Origin of the sequence: Nocardia sp. CDC159 (genome assembly GCF_023740735.1) — a bacterium.
GTDB lineage: Bacteria > Actinomycetota > Actinomycetes > Mycobacteriales > Mycobacteriaceae > Nocardia > Nocardia pulmonis.
Window position 1 is genome coordinate 220,259 of sequence record NZ_JAMRXH010000010.1, and the last position, 20,507, is coordinate 240,765.

The following is a 20,507-nucleotide window of genomic DNA, read 5'->3' on the forward strand; positions in this document are numbered from 1 at the left end:
ATGACATGTTCGCCGCAACCAGTCGCTACCAGGGGATTCCAATAGCGGTTCAGCACACCGCCGACGGCCGGGCGATCACCTACGTGCGCCGCCGTATTCTGCCGCAGCCGGAGGATCTCGCCCAGATCGGTTCGCACACCGTGCGTCCCGCGCGGCGATCGGATCACATCGCCTTCGCGGTCTTCGGCGACGCCGAACAGTGGTGGCGGCTCGCCGACGGCAACCGGGCCGACGATCCGGACGAGCTGACCGCCCGCCCCGGCCGGATTCTGCGGGTGACGCTGCCGTCGCAGCTGCCCGCGGGCGGCCTGATCGCCGAGGCGGGTCCCGGCCATGGCTAAGAGCCTGCAGGTGCAACTGCTGATGGGGCCGGTGGTGCCGCGGCCGGTGCCGCGGCCACTCATCGACGCGCTGCAGTCGGTGCAGGTCACCACGAGTGCGGGACAGCGCAGCGGTTTCCAGCTGACCTTCGCGGTGAGCAAGAACTCGCTCATCGCCGACACCCTGCTGCCCACCGGACTGCTCGATCCGCCCGCGCGGGTGGTGATCGTGGGGCTGCTCGGCGGGCTGCCGGAGGTACTGATCGATGGTGTGATCACCCGTCACGAATTCGGGCCCGCCGAGACCCCGGGTCAGTCCACGCTGACCCTCACCGGTGAGGACCTTACGCTGCTGATGGATCTGCGTCACGAGCACGAGTGCTATCCGGCCATGCCGTTCAACGTGCGGGTCATGCTCATCCTGCTGAAATACGCGCGCTACGGCATCATTCCGGCCGCCGTGCCGCCGGTGATCGTGAGCGTGCCCAATCCGTTGCAGAGCATTCCCATCCAGTCGGGCACCGATCTGGAATACGTGCGGGCGCTGGCGTCGGAGGCGGGATATTCGTTCTTCCTCATCCCGGGACCGGTTCCAGGGGTGAGCACCGCGTACTGGGGCCCGGAGGTCAGGGCCGGAATGGTGCAGCCCGCCCTGACCGTGAACAGCGGCACCGCGACCAATGTCGAATCGCTGTCGTTCGGTTTCGACGGCCTGGCACGCACGCAATACACCATTCATTTCACCGAGCCGAACACCAAACTCGGTATCGCCGTGCCGATTCCGGACATCTCGCTGCTGCGCCCGCCGCTGGCGCCGCGCCCGGCGATCGCGCTGCGCGAACAGCCGCTACCCGATGTGGACGATCGGCCCGTCATGGATATCGCCCTGCGCGGGCTCGGCGAATCCGCGCGCGGCGCCGATGCGGTGACCGCGCAGGGCAAACTCGACGTGCTGCGCTACGGCCACGTGCTGAAGGCGCGCAGCCTGGTCGGCGTGCGCGGGGCCGGAATCACCTACGACGGACTGTATTACGTCGCCAGCGTCACTCACGACATCAAACGCGGTGAGTACAAGCAGAGCTTCACCCTCACCCGCGACGGTTTCGGTCCCCTGATCCCGAAGGTGCTGCCATGACAACCGATGCCAAGAAATTCCCGCACCTCTACCGCGGGGTGGTGGTGAACAATGTCGATCTCACCGGCGGCAATCGAATCATGGTGCGGGTGCGCGACGTGCTCGGCGACGATCCGTGCATCTGGTGCGAGCCGGTGACAGCGATCCCGGGCATGGTGGTCGTACCGAAGATCAACGACGGCGTCGTGGTGCAGTTCACCGACGGCGATATCGACCGCGCCAAGTGGACCGGGTTCTGGCCGAGCGATCTGGACCAGATCAAACCCATCGCCGCGGCCGTGCCGCCCGGAGTGCCCAAGGTCGTCATGGGGACCTCGCTCCAGAACAGCCTGCTCATTACTGACGCACCAGGTCCGACCGGTGGCATTCAGCTGCAGATCAAAGCGCCGGGTGGACCCTCGATCAAGATCAGCGAGGTGGGCATCGTGCTCTCGGCCGGGCCCGCCGGGGCGACGATCACGATCACCGCCGCCGGGATCTTGATCAATGGCAAGACCGTCAACATCGCTCCGTGAAGGGGGAGTACCAATGCCTGGTTTCGTAGTGGATTTCGGCACCCTGATGACCTGCCCGCACGGCGGGAAGGTGAACTTCGTGCCCGCCGGACCGCCATTGGCGCTGATCGCGGGCAAACCGGTCGCGACGGCCGCGGATCAGCTGCTGGTGACGGGCTGTTCGCTGACCGGGTCGTCGTCGCCGTGCACCAAGGTGCAGTGGCTGAATGTGGGCACCACGCTGCTCGGCGGCAAACCGCTACTGCTGCAATCGAATCCGCCGCCGGGGCCGGGCAACGGCACCTGCCTCGGCTCGGCCACGCCCGGGCCGCCCGTGCTCATGGCCGTCCAGCTACAGGTCACCGGGATGTGATGGCCGTGGATATCGCCTTTCCCCTCACCATCGACGGCCGCGGCGGCACCGCCAACGCGGAATACGCCGACCATGTACGGCAGATGATCGAGCAACTGCTGTTCACCCGGCCGGGGGAGCGGCTGAATCGGCCCGACTTCGGCTGCGGACTGCTGGATCTGGTGTTCGAGCCGAACAGCCCGGAATTGGCCGCGGCGGTGCAGGTCTCGGCCGAGGGTGCGCTGATGCGCTGGCTCGGCGATGTGATCGCCGTACAGCGGTTGTCGGTCACCGCCGAGGAGTGCACCTTGCGGATCGAGATCGAATACCTGCTGCTGGCCACCGGGCAGCGCCGCACGGACGTCATCGAGGGGAGTGCGGCATGAACGGGCCGGTTTGCTCGGACCAACGCCGCCGCGCGGCGGTGCGTGCGCACGGGCACAACGGAATCGACTCGGTGGACGTGGGGACGGATCGGCACGAATTGACGGTGCTGTTCTTCGCCCCGCTCGACGAGGAGCCGACGGCGCGCGACTTCCGTATCGAGGGCGGTGTGCAGGTCAGCGGAATTCGCGTGGTGGGGGTGGAGCCGGGTCCGTCCGACGATCCGGAGGTCGTGGCGAGTGTGCGGCTACGTGTGGACCGGGTCGGCGACATCTCCACCTATCGGCTGCGCGTGGTCGGGTTGCACGGCTTCGATTCCCGGTACAGCAGTGCGGAATTCCGATTCGTGACCGGATGCGACGACCTCGATTGCGCCCCGGCGTGCCAGTGGCCGCCGGAACCGGAGCCGTCGGTGGCGATCGACTATCTGGCCAAGGACTATGCGAGTTTCCGGCAGCTGCTGCTGGAACGGATGAGCCTGATCATGCCGGAGTGGACCGAGCGGCATGTGCCCGATATCGGCGTCGCACTGGTGGAACTGCTTGCGCACGAGGGGGATCGGCTCAGCTATCGCCAGGATGCCGCGGCCACCGAGGCGTATCTGGACACCGCCCGGCTGCGCGCTTCGGTGCGCAGGCATGCCCGGCTGGTCGACTATACGATGCACGACGGGTGCGCGGCGCGGGCCTGGGTGTGTCTCGAGGTGTCGCACGATGTGCGGTTGAACCCAGCCGATGTGCGGTTTGCCGCGGGCCCGCAGATCTATCGGCCGATCGGGTCGCGGGAACTGTCGCTGCGCCGGGCGCACAACCGAATCGAGCTGTGGACCTGGGGCGATCACGAATGCTGCCTGCCGACGGGTGCGACCTCGGCCACGCTGGTCGACGGCAGGCGGTCCGGCGCGGACGGCGGGCCGCGGCGGCGATTGCGGCTCGCACCGGGGGATGTGCTGATCTTCGAGGAGCTGGTGGGTCCGAAGACGGGGCTTGCCGCCGACGCGGATCGCGGTCATCGCCAGGCCGTTCGGCTGACCTCGGTGACCGAGACCATGGATCGGATCTACGACGTGGCCCTGCTCGAGGTGAGCTGGGCGCGCGACGATGCGCTGCGTTTCCCGTTGTGTATCAACAGTATCGGTGGCCCTCACTGCACCGACCTGACCGTCGCGGTGGCTCGGGGCAATGTCGTGCTGGTCGAGCACGGCGGCACCACGGTGACCGAACGGCCCGAGGTGCCCGTCGCCGAGCCCGACGAGCCCGGGTGTCCCGACACACCCTGCTTCGGCTGCGCCGATGTCACCAACCCCGCGCACCGGCCGCACTATCCGCCGCTGCCGATCCGCTTCCGGCCCCGGCTTGAGCACCGGCCGGTCACCCAGGCCGCGCCGTTTCCCGCGCCCGCGGTGGTGGCCGCCGAACAGGCTCGCTGGCTGCACGCGCTGCCGGAGCGCGTGCGGGTGCGGCTGCGGGCGTTGCGGGACAAGGCGATGCACGACGAGCTCGGCGAGGGCGATATCGCCTATCTGACAACAATATTCGGTGCGCGGACACTGCGCCGTGTACACCTGGGCGAGGCGGCCGGACCCGCGCTGAAACTGCTGCTGGCTCGTTTCGACGACCTGCTGGCCAGCAAGCTGGCTCGCCTGGACCACCTGACGTTCCGGGCGCGCGGAGGTTATCTACTGACCGCGGACAGCGAGGGGTGGGAGATCCGCGAGCAGTGGGGCGAGGCCGAGGGCGCGGCGATCGACCCGGGCAATCCGGCGTTTCACGGCGCAGCGGCGGCGGCGCTCAGCGTGGACCCGCGGGCGGCGCTGCCCGCGGTGACCGTGGTCGACCGGTGGGGTGAGGAGTGGACGCCACGGCGCGATCTGCTCGACAGCGATCCGGACGACCGGCATTTCGTCGGCGAGACCGACGATGACGGATATCTGTGCCTGCGGTTCGGCGACGGCCGCAATGGGGCGGTGTTCGAACCGCTCGAGCGTCTGCCGCGCGGCGACGAACCACCCACGACCATCACCTATCGCGTCGGTAGCGGCCGCGCGGGCAATGTCGGGGCCGAGGCGATCGACCGTCTACTCACCGATGTGGACGGCCACGGAATCACCAAGGTGCGCAACCCGATTGCCGCCACCGGCGGCACCGGCCCGGAGCCGGTCGCCCAGGTCCGCATGCAGGCCCCGCACGAGGCCCGGCTGCGGCAGCTGCGCGCCGTCACCGCGGCCGATTACGCCGCCGCGGCGGCGACGGTGCCCGGCGTGCGGGCAGCGGCGGCCGATCTGCGCTGGACCGGGAGCTGGTACGAGGCACAGGTCGGTGTGCTGCCGTTCGGGGCGGCCGAGGCGCCGGACTGGCTGCTCGACGAGGTGCGGGCGGCACTGCACCGGTATCGGCGCATCGGCCACGATCTCGCGGTGGCGAGCGCGATCACGGTCGCACTGGATCTGGGACTGTGCGTCGAGGTCGCCCCGGATCATCTCGCGGGCCACGTGCGCGCGGCCGTGCTGCGCGTACTCGGCCGGATCTTCGATCCGGGGGGCCTGAGCTTCGGCACGCCGGTCCGGCTCAGTCGGATCATCGCGGCCGTGGTCGCGGTGCCGGGGGTGCGCAGCGCCGAGTTCACCACGGCGGAGCGGCTTTTCGGGCCGTCGGGCAATGCGCTGGACACCGGGGTGCTGCCGCTGGGGCCGCTCGAGGTGGCCCGGCTCGACAACGATCCCACGCGGCCGGAGCACGGTCGGCTGCGACTGAATCTGGTAGGTGGGCGATGAGTTGCGCGGGTGACTGCGACTGCTGCGTCGGTGTGCGGGCGCGCACCCCGGCGGGGTCCTACAACCGGCCGGGGCTGCCCGCCCTGAGCTATCGGGTCGGGACCTACGGCAGTTTCCGGGAGACGCTGCTGGCCCGGCTGGCGACCCGACCGGAGCTGGCGCGGTTGACCACGCGCGAGGCCGACGATCCCGCGATCGCGCTGCTGGACTGCTTCGCGGTGCTCGGCGATGTCCTGACCTTCTATTCCGAACGCATCGCGAACGAGGGCTATCTGCGCACCGCGACCGAACCGTATTCGCTCGCCCGGCTGGGCCGCCTGGTCGGCTACCGCCCCCGCCCGGCCTTGGGCGCGAGCACCTACCTCGCTTTCACGCTGGATCCCGGTGCGGCGACGGTGATTCCGGCCGGTTCCGGCGCGCGCAGTATCGCGAAGCAGAACGAGCTGCCCCAGACCTTCGAGACCGTCGAGGACCTGTCGGCGCGCGCGGAATGGAACACCCTGACGCCCGCGCGCACCCGACCGGTGGATATCGCCTACTACGCGCCGGCGGATCCGGCCAGTGGCCGCGCCGACGACGTGCGCACCAAACCGAGCGTGATCATCGCGGGCACCACGGCCCATCTCGAGGCCGGTGACCGCCTGCTGTTCCTGTTCGGCGGCAAGCCCGACACCGCGGTGCGGGTGGTGCAGCGCAGCGAACCCGACTTCCCCGCCGATCGCACGGTGGTGACGCTGGTATCGCCCGACGACGCCCGGGAGGCCGCCATCGCGGCACTGCACGCCGCCGTGACCGCGGCGCGCGAGGCGGTGCCGATGGCGAGGTCTGCGGCCGATATCGATGAACGGTATCTGAAGCCGCTGGACGACGCGCTGGCCGAATGGGACGGCGGCGCGCTGCCGCTGTCTCTGATCGATCGGCTCGCGGAGGCGAAAGCGTTGGCGGTGGTGCGCGACTCGTGTGCCGTCGTGGACTGGTGCATCGGTCACGTGCAGCCGGTGATCGACGCCGGGCGGGCCCTGGCCGAACTGCTGCGGCGGGCCGAGCGGCGGTTGCCAGATGAACTGGCCACCACCCGGTGGATGGCCTACGAGACGCTGTGCCCTGGATGTGGGGGCGACCGGGTGGCCGGTCGCGCGGTGGCACCCGGCGACGCGGACTGCTTCGCTGCGGATCGCGACTGTGACGAGGGCGCGGCACTGGCGGCCCTGACCCCCGTGCTGCCGTGGCTGCGACGCGACCCGTCGCGACCGCCGCGCAGGCCGCGCGACACCGCCGCCGCGACCGCCGACCAGTTCCGGCCCGATTCCGATGCGCATCCCAAGTTGTTGATCGCCGCGGATCGCCGACTGGCCCCGAATCTGCATCACGCCTGGACCAATCAACAGCTCACGGCCCCAGCGGAATTGGCCGGGCTGCAGGTGCTGCGCACCAAGGCGACGGTGGCGGCGAGGCCGAGCGGGCGGCCCGTCGGGGAGGTGTGGCTGGATACGGTCTACGACCAGATCCTGGCGGGTAGCTGGGTGGTCGTCACGCTGGTGGACCAGAGCCGCGTCCTGGGCGAGACAGTGCGGACCGAGGCACATCGCGTCGTCGACGTGGTGCAGGGGGTGCGCCAGGAGTCCGTCCCCGGCAATGCGGCGGCCAAGGTGTCGATTCCGTGCACGGTGCTGACCGTGGCGGGCAGCGAGCCCTGGGGCCAGGGCCATCAGGGTCCGGCGGTAGGCACGGCGGTATGGGCACAGGGCGAAACGCTGACACCGCAGGGCGATCCGATCACCGGTGACATCGCGGGCGCGGAAGTCGAACTGGCGCAGGTCTATCCGGGCCTGCAACCCGGCCGCCTGCTCGTCGTCGCGGGCGAGCGCACCGATGTGCCCCACACCAGCGGTGTCCGGGCGGCGGAGGTGACCCTGCTGGCCGGGGTGCGGCAGCGAATGAACCCGGATCGCCCCGGCTCGGCGCTGCGAACGGTCCTGGAACTGTCCGGCGAACTCGCCTACCGCTATCGCCGCGACACCGTGACCGTCTACGGCAACGTGGCCGAGGCGAATCAGGGTGAGACCCGGCGCGAGGTCCTCGGCGCGGGCGATGCCACCGTGGCGGGGCAGCGCTTCCCGGTCCGCCAGATCTCGCCGGCCACCCCGCTCACCGCGCTGCCCGCGGACAACCCGGCGGGCTTCGACGACACCCTGTCGGTGTCGGTGAATGGAGTGCGTTGGCGCGCAACGGAATCGCTGGCCATGCACGCGGCCACCGATCGGGTCTACGCTACCGATGTCGCCGTGGACAACTCGCTGACCGTCCGATTCGGCGACGGCGAGCGCGGCGCGCGCCCCGCGACCGGTGTGGAGAATGTCACCGCGGCCTTCCGGGTCGGCGCGGGACGCTCCGGCAATGTGGCGGCCGAGCAGATCGCTCAGCTGGCGAGTCGCCCGCTCGGTGTGAACGCGGTCGTCAACCCCGTCGCGGCCGTGGGCGGAACCGACGGCGACGGGCCGGACGACATGCGCGCCACCATACCGCTGCGGATGTTCGCGCTGGACCGGCTGGTGTCGGTGCGCGACTACGAGGACTTCACCCGGGCCCGCGCCGGTATCGCGAAGGCCGCGGCCCGCAAGCTGTTCGACGGGCAGGCCGAGGTGGTGCATGTGACGGTCGCGGCCGTCGGCGATGCCCCGCTCGATCCGTCGGCGCGGCTGATCGTCGGCCTGGAACAGGCGCTGCGCGCGTTCGGCGATATCGGCGTTCCGGTGCGGGTGGACGCGCGCGAGCTGGTGCTGCTGATCCTGCGCGCGGGTGTCGCGGTGCTGCCCGACCACTCCTGGGATCTGGTCGAACCGGCCGTGCGGGCCGCGGTGCTGAACGAATTCTCCTTCGCCGCAAGCGGGCTCGGTGAACCGGCCCACCTGAGCCGGGCGATCGCGGCCATGCAGTCGGTGCCGGGCGTGGACTACGTCGACATCGAGGTCTTCCAAGGTGTGCCCGACACCGTCACCCCGCTGGAGCTGCTGAACCTGGCCGCCGGGCTGACCGGCGTCGAACATCGCGTCGCGGCGGGTCCGGCCGAATTTCAGGAGGTCACCGTGGCGGTAAACGACGGCGAATCGCTCACCGACTTCGCGCTGCGGGTCGGGCTGACGCTGAGCGAGCTGGCCGAACTCAATCCCGGCCTGGCCGACATCGAGATCGGCGACCGGGCGCTGACCGTGTTCCGGGGCATTCGGCCCGCCCGGATCGCCGTGCTTCCCGGTGACGTGCCGGAGGCCCTGACCCTGCGGAGGATCTCGTGACCAGAGCACCCGATCGGCTCTTCGAGCTGTTGCCCCGCGTCTACCAGTCCCGCGACGCCGAACAGGGCGGACCGCTGCGCGCGCTGCTGGGCGTCGTCACCGAACAGGCCGATCTGCTCGAGGGCGATATCGAGCGGCTGGGCGAGGACTGGTTCGTGGAGACCTGCCAGGACTGGATCCTGCCCTATCTCGGTGAGCTGGTCGGGTTCCGGCCGGGTCCCGGCATGGCCGAGGCGCTGGCCGAGGCGACCGACGAAGCGCGAAAACTGCTGGCCGCCATTGCCGTTCGCCGCGATGTCGCCCACACCGTGGGCAATCGGCGGCGCAAGGGGACCCTGGCGCTGCTGGAGGAGCTGGCGGCCGATGCGGCCGGATGGCCCGCCCGCGCGGTGGAATTCCGCCGATTGCTCGGGGTCACCCAGGCGATCCGGTTGTACGGGCGCGACGTTCGCGCCGATGCGCGGCGGCTGCGTCGCGGCACGCTGACCGATGTGCACCGGGTGGACGTACTGGATCGGGTGGACGGTCCGTTCGATGCGCTGGCCCACACCGTCGATATGCGGCGCGTCGATTCCGTTCGCGGGCAGGGCCTTTACAACATTCCCGAGATCGGCCTGTTTGTCTGGCGGTTGCGCGCCTACCCGATCACCGGCGCACCCGCCTACTGCGAGGATCGCGCCCGCGCCCGGTTCACCTTCAGCATTCTCGGCAACGACACCGCACTCATCACCAGGCCCGAGCGGGAACCGGCTGCGACCCATATCGCCGATGAGACGAATGTGCCCGCCTTCATCCGGCGGCAGGCATTCGCCGAACGACTGGCCGACTACTACGGGCCGGGGAAGAGCCTGTGCGTCTACACCGCTGTCGACGATGCGGAGGCCACCGAACGGGTCGCCGTGCCGCTGTCGGCGATCGTGCCCGCGGATCTGTCCGACTGGCGCTATCGTCCGCGACCCGGTCAGGTCGCGATCGATCCAGTACTGGGCCGCATTGCCTTTCCCGCCCGGCATGCGCCCGATACCGGGGCGTGGGTGGACTATCACTACGGCTTCTCCGACGACCTCGGCGGTGGCGAATACCATCGGCCGCTCCGGCCGCGGGTCGCCGACCAGCTGTACCGGGTGGGGCCGGGGGAGCGGTTCGCACAGATCACCGAGGCGCTGCGGCAATGGCACTCCGATAAGCGGGCGCATCCGGCCGCCCGGGTGGCGGTGATCGAATTGTCCGACAGCGGCGCGTATCAGGAGCAGCTGGAGATTCGCCTGGACGACGGTGATCACCTCACGCTGCGCGCGGCGCAGGGCGCGCGCCCGGTGATCCGGATGCTGGATTGGTACAGCAACCGCCCGGACGCGCTGCGCGTGCTCGGGCCGACCGGTACATGCGAGTCACCGCCCACGGTGGTCTTCGACGGCCTGCTCGTCACCGGCCGCAGCGTGCGTGTGCAGGGCCGCATCGGCACCGTCACGATCCGACATACCACCCTGGTGCCCGGCTGGACGCTCGACGAGCGCTGCGGTCCGCAACATCGGGAGGAACCCAGCCTCGAGCTCGTCGACACCACCGCCTGCGTGCAGATCGAGCGCAGTATCGTCGGCATGATCCTCGTGGACGCGGATCAGGCACGGCACCAGCCGAACCGAATCCGGCTGTCCGACAGCATCATCGACGCCACCGACGATTGTCTGGCCGCGTTGATCGGCGCGGGGGAGGGGTTCGCCTTCGCTGAGGTGAGCGCTCGCCGCTGTACGATTCTCGGGCGGGTGCGGGCGCATTCGGCGCTGCTGTTCGAGAATTCGATCGTCACCGGTGAGGTGTGTATCGCGCGGCGGCAGGTCGGTTGCTTCCGCTTCTGCTGGCTCCCGCCGGGCTCCCGAACGCCTGCGCGATTTCATTGCGAACCAGCGCATTCCGGTGACCCCGACCGTGTCTTTCCGCGGTTCACCAGCATCCGCTACGGCACTCCGGGCTACGGCCAACTCGCGATCCGGTGTCCCGACGAGATCCGCCGCGGCGCGGAGGACGGCTCGGAAATGGGCGTCTTCCATGACCTGTTCCAACCGCAGCGCACCGACACCCTGCGCCTGCGGCTGGACGAATACACCCCGGCCGGAACCGATTCCGCCATCCTCATCGTCACCTAGGAGACCACGATGCACGGCGACTTCTCCCGCCAGACCTTCCAGGCGGCCGACCACTTCGCCGCGGTGCTGTTCCAGCAGGGCCGGGTGCAACTGGATGCCGACTTCAACGAGCACGCCCGGATCATGCTGCACTATCTGCGTACGGTCGTCGCCGATATCGTCGGCCCGGCCGCCGCGCCCAAGCGCGACGCCGGATTCGAGATCCGGGTCGTCAAGGGTGACGACGGCAAGATCGCCGAGCTGGCGATCGGTCCCGGCCGCATGTATGTCGACGGCCTGCTCGTCGAGAACGACGGCGGCGATCGGGACGACGACACCACCTGGACCGGCTACTGGAACCAGCCCGATGGCTTCCTCGACCCCGACGCCCCCGGTGACCAACTGCCGCAGGGCAAGCCGTTCGTCGCCTATCTGCGGGTGTGGGAACAGCTGGTCAACTCGGTACAGGCGCCGCGCATTCGCGAGGTCGCGCTCGGTGATCCCGGCCCGGACACGGCGGCGCGGGCGCGGGTGGTCTGGCAGTTGGCGACGTTGCCGGTGACCCGCGATCCGGGCACGAGGGTGGTGACCGTACTGGCGAATCGGCTTGCCGAGGCGCACCCGCGGCCGGGACGGATGGTCGCTCGTGCTCGACGGCCGCACGATGTCGATGCCGATCCGTGCCACCTGCCGCCGGAGGCGAGGTTCCGCGGGCCCGAGAATCAGCTCTATCGGATCGAGGTGCACAGCGGTGGGCCCGCGGCCGTGCTCCCCGAGCAGGGAAGACGAAAGGCGTTGAGCGGGGCGACCTTCAAGTGGTCGCGAGAGAATGGGTCGGTGGTCTTTCCGGTCGTCTCCGTCAGCGGTAATCAGGTGCGGCTCGCCTCGCTGGGGCGCGACGGGAAACTGGGACTCGAGATCGGGGACTGGGTCGAACTCACCGATGATGCGGTGGCTGCCCGGGTCGCCGATGATCGCGATCTCACCACGGTGCAGCGGGCGCCCGCGCTGCTTCGGGTGACCGCCATCGACGCCGATTCCCGCACGGTCACGCTGTCGGGACGGACCCCGGGGGAGTGCGGGATGCATCGGAGCAGGCATCCCATGCTGCGCCGGTGGGATCACAGCGCACCCACGCGGTACGACTCCGACAAGCAGAACATCGCGGCGGACGGCGCGCTGCCGATCGTCGAAAACGTCTGGATCGCAGTGGAAGACGGGCTGGAGGTGCTGTTCACCCCGCCGCGTTCGCAGCCCATGCCCAGTGACGGCGACAACGACCGCGTCACCGGCACCTATCGGCCCGGAGATCACTGGATCTTCGCGGCACGCACCGTGACCGGCGATATCGAATGGCCGCAGGGTGAGGACGGGCCGATTCCGCGCCTGCCCGACGGCGTGCGCTATCACTATGCGGCCCTGGCCTTCATCGACGGCCAGGGCAAGGCCACCGATCGCCGTCACCAGTTCGATCATCTGCCCGATGCCTGAGCATGCTCACCTTTCCAGACGTGCACGGTCGGCGACCGCGCCGCCGAAAAGCGCCGCCGGTCAGGAGCATTCGCGAACCACGCCGGAGATCGCGGACGAGCCCGCCTGGTACGGAACGGATCTGGCGGCGATTCCGCTGCGTATGACGACGCCCTCCGACCGGCGCGAGCTGGCGGCGACCGCGCCCGGGCCCGAACCGCACGCGCACGGCTCCGAGGAACGGCCGCTGCGTCCGGAGGCCGAAAGTTCGGTCCGCGCGGCGCTTTCGGAGCCAAGCGCCACCCTGCCCGCCGGGCTGCGGCGCGATGCCGAGACACGACTCGGTGCCGACTTCAGCGACGTGCGCATCCACACCGGCCCGCGTGCGGAGTCCTCCGCGCGGGCGGTCGACGCCGCAGCCTATACAGTCGGGTCACATATCGTGTTCGGCGCGGGCCGGTTCGCACCCGATACCCGGGCGGGTCGGCAGACGCTCACCCACGAGCTCACCCATGTCGCGCAGCAGGCCCGCGGGTCGGTCGTGCTGGCCAGACAGCCCGCCGATCAGGACGATCCGGATGCGAAGGTCTCGCTCGGGGCGCTCGACAACGCCCTGGTGACCCGCGCCGGGGAGGCGGTGCTCGGGCCGACGTCGTGGACGATCGCCCGGGAATTCCTGCGCGGGCTGCGCGGTGGGCTGGCCTCGGTCGAAGCGGACCAGCAGGCCCGCATCGACAAGAAGTTCGACGACTTCGGCCCGATCAATGCCGCCAAGTACGCCGGTGGGTATCTGGTCGGCCTCGTCATCGGTCTGGGCCAGGGTCTGTGGGGCCTGGTCGAGGGTCTGTGGACCCTGGTCACCCTGCCCTACAAGACCGCGGCATTCGCCTACGAGACGCTGCCGCCGCTGGCCGCGAAATACGGTCCGCGCCTCGAGCAGGCCCTCGCGGAGGGCGGGGGCATCAAGGGTCTCGTCGCGGATCTGCTGAAGAATCCCAAGGAGACCTGGCAGGCGCTGAGCGGGATGGCCGAGCTGGTCGCGCAGGCGGCCCTGGCGAAGGTGCGTTCGTTCGGGCGCGGCGCGGCCAAGGACATCCTCGCGCTGGCGGAGGAGGACTGGTACTCGTTCGGCCGCGATATCGGCAAGGTCGTGGGGCGTGTGCTGTTCGAGATCGTCCTGCTGGTCGCCTCGGACGCCATCGGCAATATCGTCAAGGGCGCGGCCGAGCTCGCCGGCCGGATCGCCGCCCGCGCCGTCGAGGGCGTCGTGACCGTGGTGCGCGCGGTGGGCCGCATGCTCGGCCAGGCCGTGGAATGGGTGGCGCGCATCGGAAAGTCGATGAGCGGCAGGGCCGCCGAGGTCTTCGAGAAGTTCAAGGCCCTGCTCGGCAAGCTGCGCGCGCTGATGGCGGAGATGCTGCCCGAGGTCGCCGAGACGAACGTGGGCGGCGTCGAAATGCCCGTTCCCGACACCAAGGGCGCGGCGGCGCTGGAATCGCGCGCCCTGCCCACCCGCACCGCACCGGCGAAGGTCTCCGATCTGGTGCCGCCCAAGGTGCATCCGTCCAAGGCCGGTGCCCCCGGGTCCGGGCCGCGTAAACCGGGCACCCCGAGCCAATTCACCGATCAGGAGATCGCGGAAGAGCTGGCGGACGTGCAGGCGAAGGGCAAGCATCTGGCGGAACAGGAGGCAAGCGCCGCGCCCAGGATGCGAGAGACCGGCGCGCCCAAGGGTGCTCCGCCGCAGGAGGCCGGAATCAAGGGCGATATCGGCGAGGTGCGCGGCGGTGGCGACCCCTTCGCGAGGAAGACCCCCATCTGGGTGGGCAAGGACAAATTCATCCCCGATGTCCTGGACCAGGCGAAAAAGGTGCTGGTGGAAATCAAGAACGTCACCGACCTGGGTCGAGACGCCCGCGCGGTCAACCAGATCAGCGCGTACGCCAAATGGGCGAAGGGCAGGGGCTATACCTTCGACCTGATCATCGACAACCGAACCAAACTCGGCCCGGTGATCGAGGCGTTGGAGCAGGCAGGCGAACTCACCGTCACCCGCAAGGCCCTGCTGTGAGCGCCGGACTCAGAGCTTGTAGCCGATGGTCCGCAGCAATTGGCGGCGATCGGCCTGATCCTGCGGACCCTCCACGCCCAGCGGCGGCTGACCGTCCACGACACCGACGATGCCGCGGCCCAGCGTGGTCTCCGCGATCAGGACGTCCACCGGATTCGCTGTGGCGCAGAAGATTGCGCAGACCTCCGGGACGCGGCGGATGGCGTTGAGGACGTTGACCGGGTAGCCCTCGCGCAGGAAGACGATGAACGAGTGGCCCGCGGCGACGGCGGTGGCGTTCTTGGTCGCGAGTTCGATCAGGTCGGGGTCGTTGCCCGAACGGCGGACCAGACGGGGGCCGGAGGCCTCGCAGAAGGCCAGGCCGAATCTCAGGTGGGGGCCGGTGCCCACCAGGGCCTCGTGCAGGTCCTCGACGGTTTTGATGAAGTGGGACTGGCCGATGATGACGTTGAGATCGTCGGGTTTGTCGATGCGCACGGCAGTCAGTTCCATCGGTCCATGATGCGCCGAACAGGTTGTCCCGCACCGAAAAATGGGCCGAAACTGTTGATCGGAAGTAAGCTCGCTGGTGGCGCGGTGGCATCCGCGCCGGATGTGAGGGATTTGCTTGGCAGGACGGCAGGACCGGTGTGGTGGCGAGACGGGTTCGGGGGTTCTTCGACTGCATCTGCTCGGCGCGGTCGAGGTGTGGCTGGGTGAGAGCCGTCTGAATATCGCCGCGCCGCAACAGTTGGTGGTGCTGGCCGTACTCGCGGCCGAGCGGGGGAGGACGTTGTCGACGGCGCAGCTGACCGGGCGCCTGTGGGCCGATAGGCAGCCCGCGACGGCGGTCGGGGTGCTGCGCAATCTGGTACTCGCCCTGCGTCGCCAGTTCGATGCGCACGGCCGCACGGGCGCGGGCGCCGAGTGGCTGGCCTCGACCCGCGGCGGGTACCAGCTGACCGTGCCGGTGGAAACCGATGTCGCCGAGGCCGAATCACTGATCGCGGGTGCCGAGGCCGATCGCGATTCGGGGGCGGCGGAACAGGCCGAGGCGAAACTCGCCGCGGCGCTGCGGCTGTGGCGTGGGGACCCGCTGGTCGGCCTGCCCGGGCCGTGGGCCGAGAGCGAGCGCACCCGCCTGCGTCGGCTGCGCTCCACCCTGCGCGAATCCGCGATGGCCGTCGCGATGGATCTCGGCCGGCATTCGGCCGCGGTGGCGGAACTGGAGGCACTCATCGCGGCCGAGCCGCACTGCGAGCGGTGGCACGAACTGCTGATGCTCGCACTGGACGCCGGCGGTCGGCGCGTCGAGGCGCTCGAGGTGTACCGCAACGCGCGCCGCCTGCTCGCCGACGAACTCGGCCTGGAACCCGGCCCCCGGCTGGTGCAGTTGCATCAGCGTATTCTCGCGGCGCGGCCGCCGGCGCCGAACTCGATCGACCTGTCGCCGAGGGGCGAACCGGGGCCCGATCGGCCGGCGCCGGTGGTACGGCAGCTTCCGCCCGACATCGCCGATTTCGTCGGCCGCGACGATCTGATCCGCCAACTCGCCGCCGAGCTGGGCGCGGACTCCGATCGACGTCCCGTGGTCGCGATCACCGGCATGGGAGGCGTCGGAAAGACGACTCTCGCAGTGCATCTCGCGCATCGGGTGCGCGAACGATTCCCCGACGGCCTGCTGTATCTGGACCTCGGCGGCATGGACGAGCGCCCGCGGCCGCTGAATGTGCTGCTCGCCGTCGCATTGCGCTCGGTCGGCGTCGATCCGGGCGACGTGCCGCCCGACCTGCCGGAGCGAACGGCCCTGTGGCGCAGCACCGTTGCGCACAGACGGATGCTGCTGGTGCTGGACAACGCGCGCGACGTCAACCAGCTCACGCCGCTGCTTCCGGGCGTGGGTGCGAGCGCGGTGCTGGTCACCAGCCGTTCCAGCCTGGCCGAGCTGTTCGACGCGCGGCTGGTTCCGCTGGACGTTTTGACCCCGGAGGAGGCGCGCACGCTGCTGGAGCGCATGGTGTCGGCGCAGCGAGTGTCGGCCGAACCCGATGCGGCACAGGAGATCCTGCGTGCCTGCGGCCGGCTGCCGGTCTCGCTGCGCATCGTCGGCGCTCGGCTCGCGAGCCGGCCGACCTGGCGGCTGGCCGCGGTCGCCGAGCGGCTGGCCGACGAGCGCGGCCGGCTGGCCGAGTTCACGGTCGGCCAGACCACCGTGGAATCGGTCTTCCGGCACAGCTATCGGCAACTCGACCCCGAACTGGCTCGCGCCTTCGTGCTGCTGACGTTCTCCGACGCACCCGATCTGTCGGTCGCCGCCATCGCCTCCCTGCTCGACCGCGAGCCGGCCGAGGCCGAGCGGCTGTGCGAAACGCTCGTCGACCTGAGCATGGTGCAATCGCCGGAACCGGGCCGCTACCGCTACCACGACCTGCTGCGCCTGTTCGGGCGCGAGGTGGCCGACCGAGAGCATCGGGAGGAGTGGCCGCGGGCCCTGCGGCGGCTGGCCGACTTCTACCTCGCCACCGCCAAAAACGTTGCGGAACTGCGTGACCCGGGGGTGGGTACCGACTACTATGCCGTGACCGACGCAGCCGGGCAGCGGTTCGCCGACGAGCGGCAGTGCACCGTGTGGGCGACCTCGGAGCGCTTCGGCCTGGTGGCGCTCTATCGCCAGGCGGCCACTCTGCCGGATCCTCGAACCCGCACGCTCGCAGTGGATCTCGCGTTGCTGCTCGCGGTGGCCGGCGATGCCGGGGAACATCTGCCCCAAGTGGCGCAGGCGCTCGAGGTCCTGGGCCGGGCCGCCGCGGCCGACGGGGATCGCCGCACCATGGCCCGGGCCCAGCTGGCCGCCGCCATCGCCCGGCTGGTCGGGATGGGCGATCTGCGCGCCGGACGTGAACTGCGTTGCGCTGGTGCGGTTCTGCGCGAGGTGGGCGACCGGCCCGGCATGATCATCGCCGAGCAGATGCTCGGCACGGCCGCAACCTATCAGGGCCGGTTGGACGATGCCGTGGAACACTTCCGGCGGGCCATCGAGCTGGTCCGTCAGGCCGGCCCGCAGTGGGGCGAGGGCATGAGCTGGGCGACGATCGCCCGCGCCTACTGCGACGCCGGGCGCTGGGCGGAGGCCGTGGACGCGGCCGAGCGGGCTCTGCTCATCGCTCGGCTGGTCGGCAGCCTGCGGATCGAGTCGATGGCATTGCACGAGTTGGGATTCGCGGTGCTGCAACGCGGTGACCCCACGACCGCGCGCGAGCTGTGCGTCGCGGCGCTGGACGTGGCGCGCCGCGGCGGGCGGCGGCATCAGGAGGGCTGGGCGCTGACCCGCCTGGCCGAGGTGATCCTCTACGGCGGCGACGCGGAGGCGGCCGTGCCGATCGCCGCGGAGGCCGTGCGGGCGCTCACCGAGGTCTCGGCGACGGTTCGGCGGCTGCGGGCGATGCGCGTGCACGGGCGGGCGCTGACCGCCGCCGGTCGGGCCGCGGAGGCCGAGCCGATCCTGCGCAAGGTCGAGCAGCTGAGCCGGCGCATCGGCGTGGCGCTGCCGGACGCCGAGCCCGCCGCCGAATCCGGCACCGCGCGGGGCGGTCGCGCCGTGACCTCCGTGTGAGCATTCCGGTGCACTGCGCGTCCGCCGCATCGCTCGACGGTGTGCAATATGCTCATGCCCACAAGCGGGTATTGCGCAGATTTCGCGAGGTTGTTGCACTGTTCGGCAGTTCTGCACAATCGATCGAGGAGATTTGATGCACGCCGTCACGGAGCCGGAGCTGGGGGCCGACCCGCACGCACTCGCCGCGATCGAGCGCCGGGTGCTGTGGTTGTCGACGGCGATGATTCATCACGCCAATCGGGTGCGGCCCAATCCGAGCGGGCTGAAGGTCGGCGGGCACCAGGCGTCGTGCGCCTCGATGGTCTCGATCATGACCTCGCTGTGGTTCGAGCACCTGCGCCCCGGGGACCGGGTGTCGGTCAAACCGCATGCGTCGCCGGTACTGCACGCGGTCAACTACCTGCTGGGCGAGCTCGACGAGTCCTATCTGACCCGGCTGCGTGAGTTCGGGGGGCTGCAGGCGTATCCGAGCCGGACGAAAGATCCCGATCCGGTGGATTATTCGACCGGTTCGGTGGGTATCGGCGCGACCGCGCCGATCTGGGGCGCGGTGGCGCGCCGCTACGTCAACGCCCATGGCGGGGACGCCGGAACCGGACGGCAGTACTCGCTGGTCGGCGACGCCGAACTCGACGAGGGCGCGGTGTGGGAGGCCATTCTCGACCCGGGCGTGGTCGACCTGGGCGAGGTGGTGTGGATCGTCGATCTCAACCGGCAGTCGCTGGACCGGGTGGTGCCGCATATCGCCGCGCGCAGGCTGGCCAAGATGTTCGACGCGGCCGGATGGCAGGTCATCACCGTCGCGTTCGGGCGACTGCTCGAATCGCTGTTCACCCGCCCGGGCGGGGCCGAGTTGCGGACCCGCATCCTCGACATGCCGAACCCGGAGTATCAGCGGCTGCTGCGTTGCGACGCCGAGGAGCTGCGAAAGCGATTGCCGGGCAACGGGTCCGGGCGCGAGGAGATCGCGGCGCTGATCGCCGCGCTCGACGACGCCACCCTGGCCGCCGCCATCCGCAACCTCGGCGGTCACGACCTGTCGGCACTGTCGGCCGCCTATCGGCAGATCGATGACACCCGCCCCACCGTCATTCTCGCCTACACCATCAAGGGCTACGGCCTGCCCATCGAAGGTCATCCGCAGAACCACTCCTCGCTGCTGAGTGTCGACGAATACCGCCGCCTGGCACCCGAATTCGGCATCGACCCGGAGCGGCCCTGGCAACGGTTCCCGGCCGACAGCGATCCGGGCCGACTGTGCCGCGCCACCGCCGAACGGCTGCGCCGCGAGCCCGCCGCGATCACTCAACCTCCTTCGGTCCCCGCCGATTTCGGTCGGACCCCCAAGGGCACCTCCTCCACCCAGGCCGCGCTGGGCCGGGCGCTGCTGGACCTGACTCGGGAGGCGCCCGAGGCGGCCCGGCGGGTCGTCACGGTCAGCCCGGACGTGAGTTCGACGACCAATCTCGCGGGCTGGGTGAACAAGGTGGGCGTGTGGTCGCCGAGCGAACGGCACGACTGGTTCGCCGACGACCGCGAGACTCTGCTGCACTGGCGCGAGAAGCCCACCGGGCAGCATATGGAGCTGGGCATCGCCGAGACCAATCTCGTCGGCCTGCTCGGCGAGCTCGGCGCCACCTGGAGCCGCTGGGGCCGCCCACTGTTCCCGATCGGCGTCGTCTACGACCCGTTCGTGGAGCGCGCGCTCGAGCCGTGGTCGTTCGGCATGTACGCGGGCGGGCAGTCACTGCTGGTCGGCACGCCTTCGGGCGTCACGCTGGCCGCGGAAGGCGGTGCGCACCAATCGATCACCACGCCGTCGATCGCCCTGGAACAGCCCGGCTGCGTCGGTTACGAGCCCGCCTTCGCCCTCGACGCCGAGTGGACCCTGCTCGCCTGCCTGGCGCGCCTGGGCCGACCCGATGGCGGCTCGGCCTACCTGCGGCTGTCCACGCGGCCGATCGACCAGACCCTCGCCGACGTGCCCACCGACAGTGCGGCCCGGGAGCGTCGTCGCCGCCAGGTAGTCGCGGGCGGATATCCCTTGCGCCGCACCGCCGATCCGGCGCTGACCATCGCCGCCATGGGCGCGGTGCTGCCCGAGGCCCTGGCCGCGGCGCGGCGCCTCGACGAGGTCGGCGTCGCCACCGATGTCCTCTGCGTCACCAGCCCGGGTCTGCTGTTCCGCGCCCTGCGGGCGCGCCAGGGCCGCGGTACGGGGGAGACCTGGATCCTCGATCAGCTCTTCCCCGAACACCGCCGCACCCCGCTGATCACCGTCCTCGACGGCCACCCCCACACCCTCGCCTTCCTCGCCACCGTATCCCGGGTCCGCCACATCGGCCTGGGTGTCACCGAATTCGGCCAGGCCGGAGATCTCGACGACGTCTACCGCCTGCACGGCATCGACACCGACAGCATCGTCTCGGCCGCCCTGGATCTTTCCTGAACATCGCGGCGCGAGAGCCGATGCAACGGCGGAAACAACCGAGTA

Annotated in this window: 13 protein-coding genes; 12 read left to right on the forward strand and 1 reads right to left on the reverse strand. The window is 70.1% G+C overall.

Translation table 11 applies throughout. The features are described from left to right. The first annotated feature begins 5 nt into the window (after positions 1–5). Genes NDR87_RS22880 through NDR87_RS22925 form a run of 10 tightly spaced genes read left to right on the forward strand, consistent with a single transcriptional unit; the run spans position 6 to position 14,418 of the window. Positions 6–341 (forward strand): hypothetical protein, encoded by a 336-nt coding sequence (locus NDR87_RS22880; RefSeq protein ID WP_251914947.1) that lies wholly within the window; start codon positions 6–8, stop codon positions 339–341. Then, the gene (locus tag NDR87_RS22885) at positions 334–1,455 is read left to right on the forward strand and encodes a hypothetical protein (RefSeq protein ID WP_251914946.1); all 1,122 of its coding nucleotides are present in this window, start codon (positions 334–336) and stop codon (positions 1,453–1,455) included. Before NDR87_RS22880 ends, NDR87_RS22885 begins: the two co-directional genes overlap by 8 nt. After that, on the forward strand, positions 1,452–1,970 hold the full coding sequence (locus NDR87_RS22890) for a phage baseplate assembly protein V (protein WP_251914945.1): 519 nt from the start codon (positions 1,452–1,454) through the stop codon (positions 1,968–1,970). The genes NDR87_RS22885 and NDR87_RS22890 overlap by 4 nt, the downstream gene beginning before the upstream one ends. A 13-nt stretch (positions 1,971–1,983) precedes the next feature. Next, entirely contained in the window at positions 1,984–2,322 is a 339-nt protein-coding gene (locus NDR87_RS22895; protein ID WP_251914944.1) for a hypothetical protein, read from the forward strand. Then, entirely contained in the window at positions 2,322–2,687 is a 366-nt protein-coding gene (locus NDR87_RS22900; protein ID WP_286013950.1) for a GPW/gp25 family protein, read from the forward strand. The genes NDR87_RS22895 and NDR87_RS22900 overlap by 1 nt, the downstream gene beginning before the upstream one ends. Then, entirely contained in the window at positions 2,684–5,458 is a 2,775-nt protein-coding gene (locus NDR87_RS22905; RefSeq protein WP_251914942.1) for a putative baseplate assembly protein, read from the forward strand. Before NDR87_RS22900 ends, NDR87_RS22905 begins: the two co-directional genes overlap by 4 nt. Then, entirely contained in the window at positions 5,455–8,751 is a 3,297-nt protein-coding gene (locus NDR87_RS22910) for a putative baseplate assembly protein (RefSeq protein ID WP_251914941.1), read from the forward strand. Before NDR87_RS22905 ends, NDR87_RS22910 begins: the two co-directional genes overlap by 4 nt. Further along, positions 8,748–10,898 carry a hypothetical protein gene (locus tag NDR87_RS22915; protein ID WP_251914940.1) on the forward strand — a complete coding sequence of 717 codons (2,151 nt, stop codon included), beginning with the start codon at positions 8,748–8,750 and terminating at the stop codon, positions 10,896–10,898. Before NDR87_RS22910 ends, NDR87_RS22915 begins: the two co-directional genes overlap by 4 nt. A 9-nt stretch (positions 10,899–10,907) precedes the next feature. Beyond that, positions 10,908–12,368, forward strand: coding sequence for a DUF6519 domain-containing protein (locus tag NDR87_RS22920; protein WP_251914939.1), 1,461 nt, complete (start codon positions 10,908–10,910; stop codon positions 12,366–12,368). Further along, the gene (locus tag NDR87_RS22925; RefSeq protein WP_251914938.1) at positions 12,361–14,418 is read left to right on the forward strand and encodes a DUF4157 domain-containing protein; all 2,058 of its coding nucleotides are present in this window, start codon (positions 12,361–12,363) and stop codon (positions 14,416–14,418) included. The genes NDR87_RS22920 and NDR87_RS22925 overlap by 8 nt, the downstream gene beginning before the upstream one ends. 9 nt (positions 14,419–14,427) lie before the next feature. On the opposite strand, the gene NDR87_RS22930 is transcribed toward NDR87_RS22925, so the two are convergent. Then, positions 14,428–14,910 carry an adenosine-specific kinase gene (locus tag NDR87_RS22930; protein WP_251914937.1) on the reverse strand — a complete coding sequence of 161 codons (483 nt, stop codon included), beginning with the start codon at positions 14,908–14,910 and terminating at the stop codon, positions 14,428–14,430. A gap of 115 nt (positions 14,911–15,025) precedes the next feature. On the opposite strand from NDR87_RS22930, the gene NDR87_RS22935 reads away from it, so the two are divergent. Then, on the forward strand, positions 15,026–18,010 hold the full coding sequence (locus NDR87_RS22935) for a BTAD domain-containing putative transcriptional regulator (RefSeq protein ID WP_251914936.1): 2,985 nt from the start codon (positions 15,026–15,028) through the stop codon (positions 18,008–18,010). 136 nt (positions 18,011–18,146) lie between these two features. Next, positions 18,147–20,462, forward strand: coding sequence for a pyruvate dehydrogenase (locus tag NDR87_RS22940; RefSeq protein WP_251914935.1), 2,316 nt, complete (start codon positions 18,147–18,149; stop codon positions 20,460–20,462). Positions 20,463–20,507 lie beyond the last annotated feature (45 nt).

Coding starts and splice junctions, on each gene's coding strand:
- NDR87_RS22880 (WP_251914947.1), top strand. CDS start 6: ATGTTCGCCGCAACCAGTCGCTACCAGGGGATTCCAATAGCGGTTCAG.
- NDR87_RS22885 (WP_251914946.1), top strand. CDS start 334: ATGGCTAAGAGCCTGCAGGTGCAACTGCTGATGGGGCCGGTGGTGCCG.
- NDR87_RS22890 (WP_251914945.1), top strand. CDS start 1,452: ATGACAACCGATGCCAAGAAATTCCCGCACCTCTACCGCGGGGTGGTG.
- NDR87_RS22895 (WP_251914944.1), top strand. CDS start 1,984: ATGCCTGGTTTCGTAGTGGATTTCGGCACCCTGATGACCTGCCCGCAC.
- NDR87_RS22900 (WP_286013950.1), top strand. CDS start 2,322: ATGGCCGTGGATATCGCCTTTCCCCTCACCATCGACGGCCGCGGCGGC.
- NDR87_RS22905 (WP_251914942.1), top strand. CDS start 2,684: ATGAACGGGCCGGTTTGCTCGGACCAACGCCGCCGCGCGGCGGTGCGT.
- NDR87_RS22910 (WP_251914941.1), top strand. CDS start 5,455: ATGAGTTGCGCGGGTGACTGCGACTGCTGCGTCGGTGTGCGGGCGCGC.
- NDR87_RS22920 (WP_251914939.1), top strand. CDS start 10,908: ATGCACGGCGACTTCTCCCGCCAGACCTTCCAGGCGGCCGACCACTTC.
- NDR87_RS22925 (WP_251914938.1), top strand. CDS start 12,361: ATGCCTGAGCATGCTCACCTTTCCAGACGTGCACGGTCGGCGACCGCG.
- NDR87_RS22930 (WP_251914937.1), bottom strand. CDS start 14,910: ATGGAACTGACTGCCGTGCGCATCGACAAACCCGACGATCTCAACGTC.
- NDR87_RS22940 (WP_251914935.1), top strand. CDS start 18,147: ATGCACGCCGTCACGGAGCCGGAGCTGGGGGCCGACCCGCACGCACTC.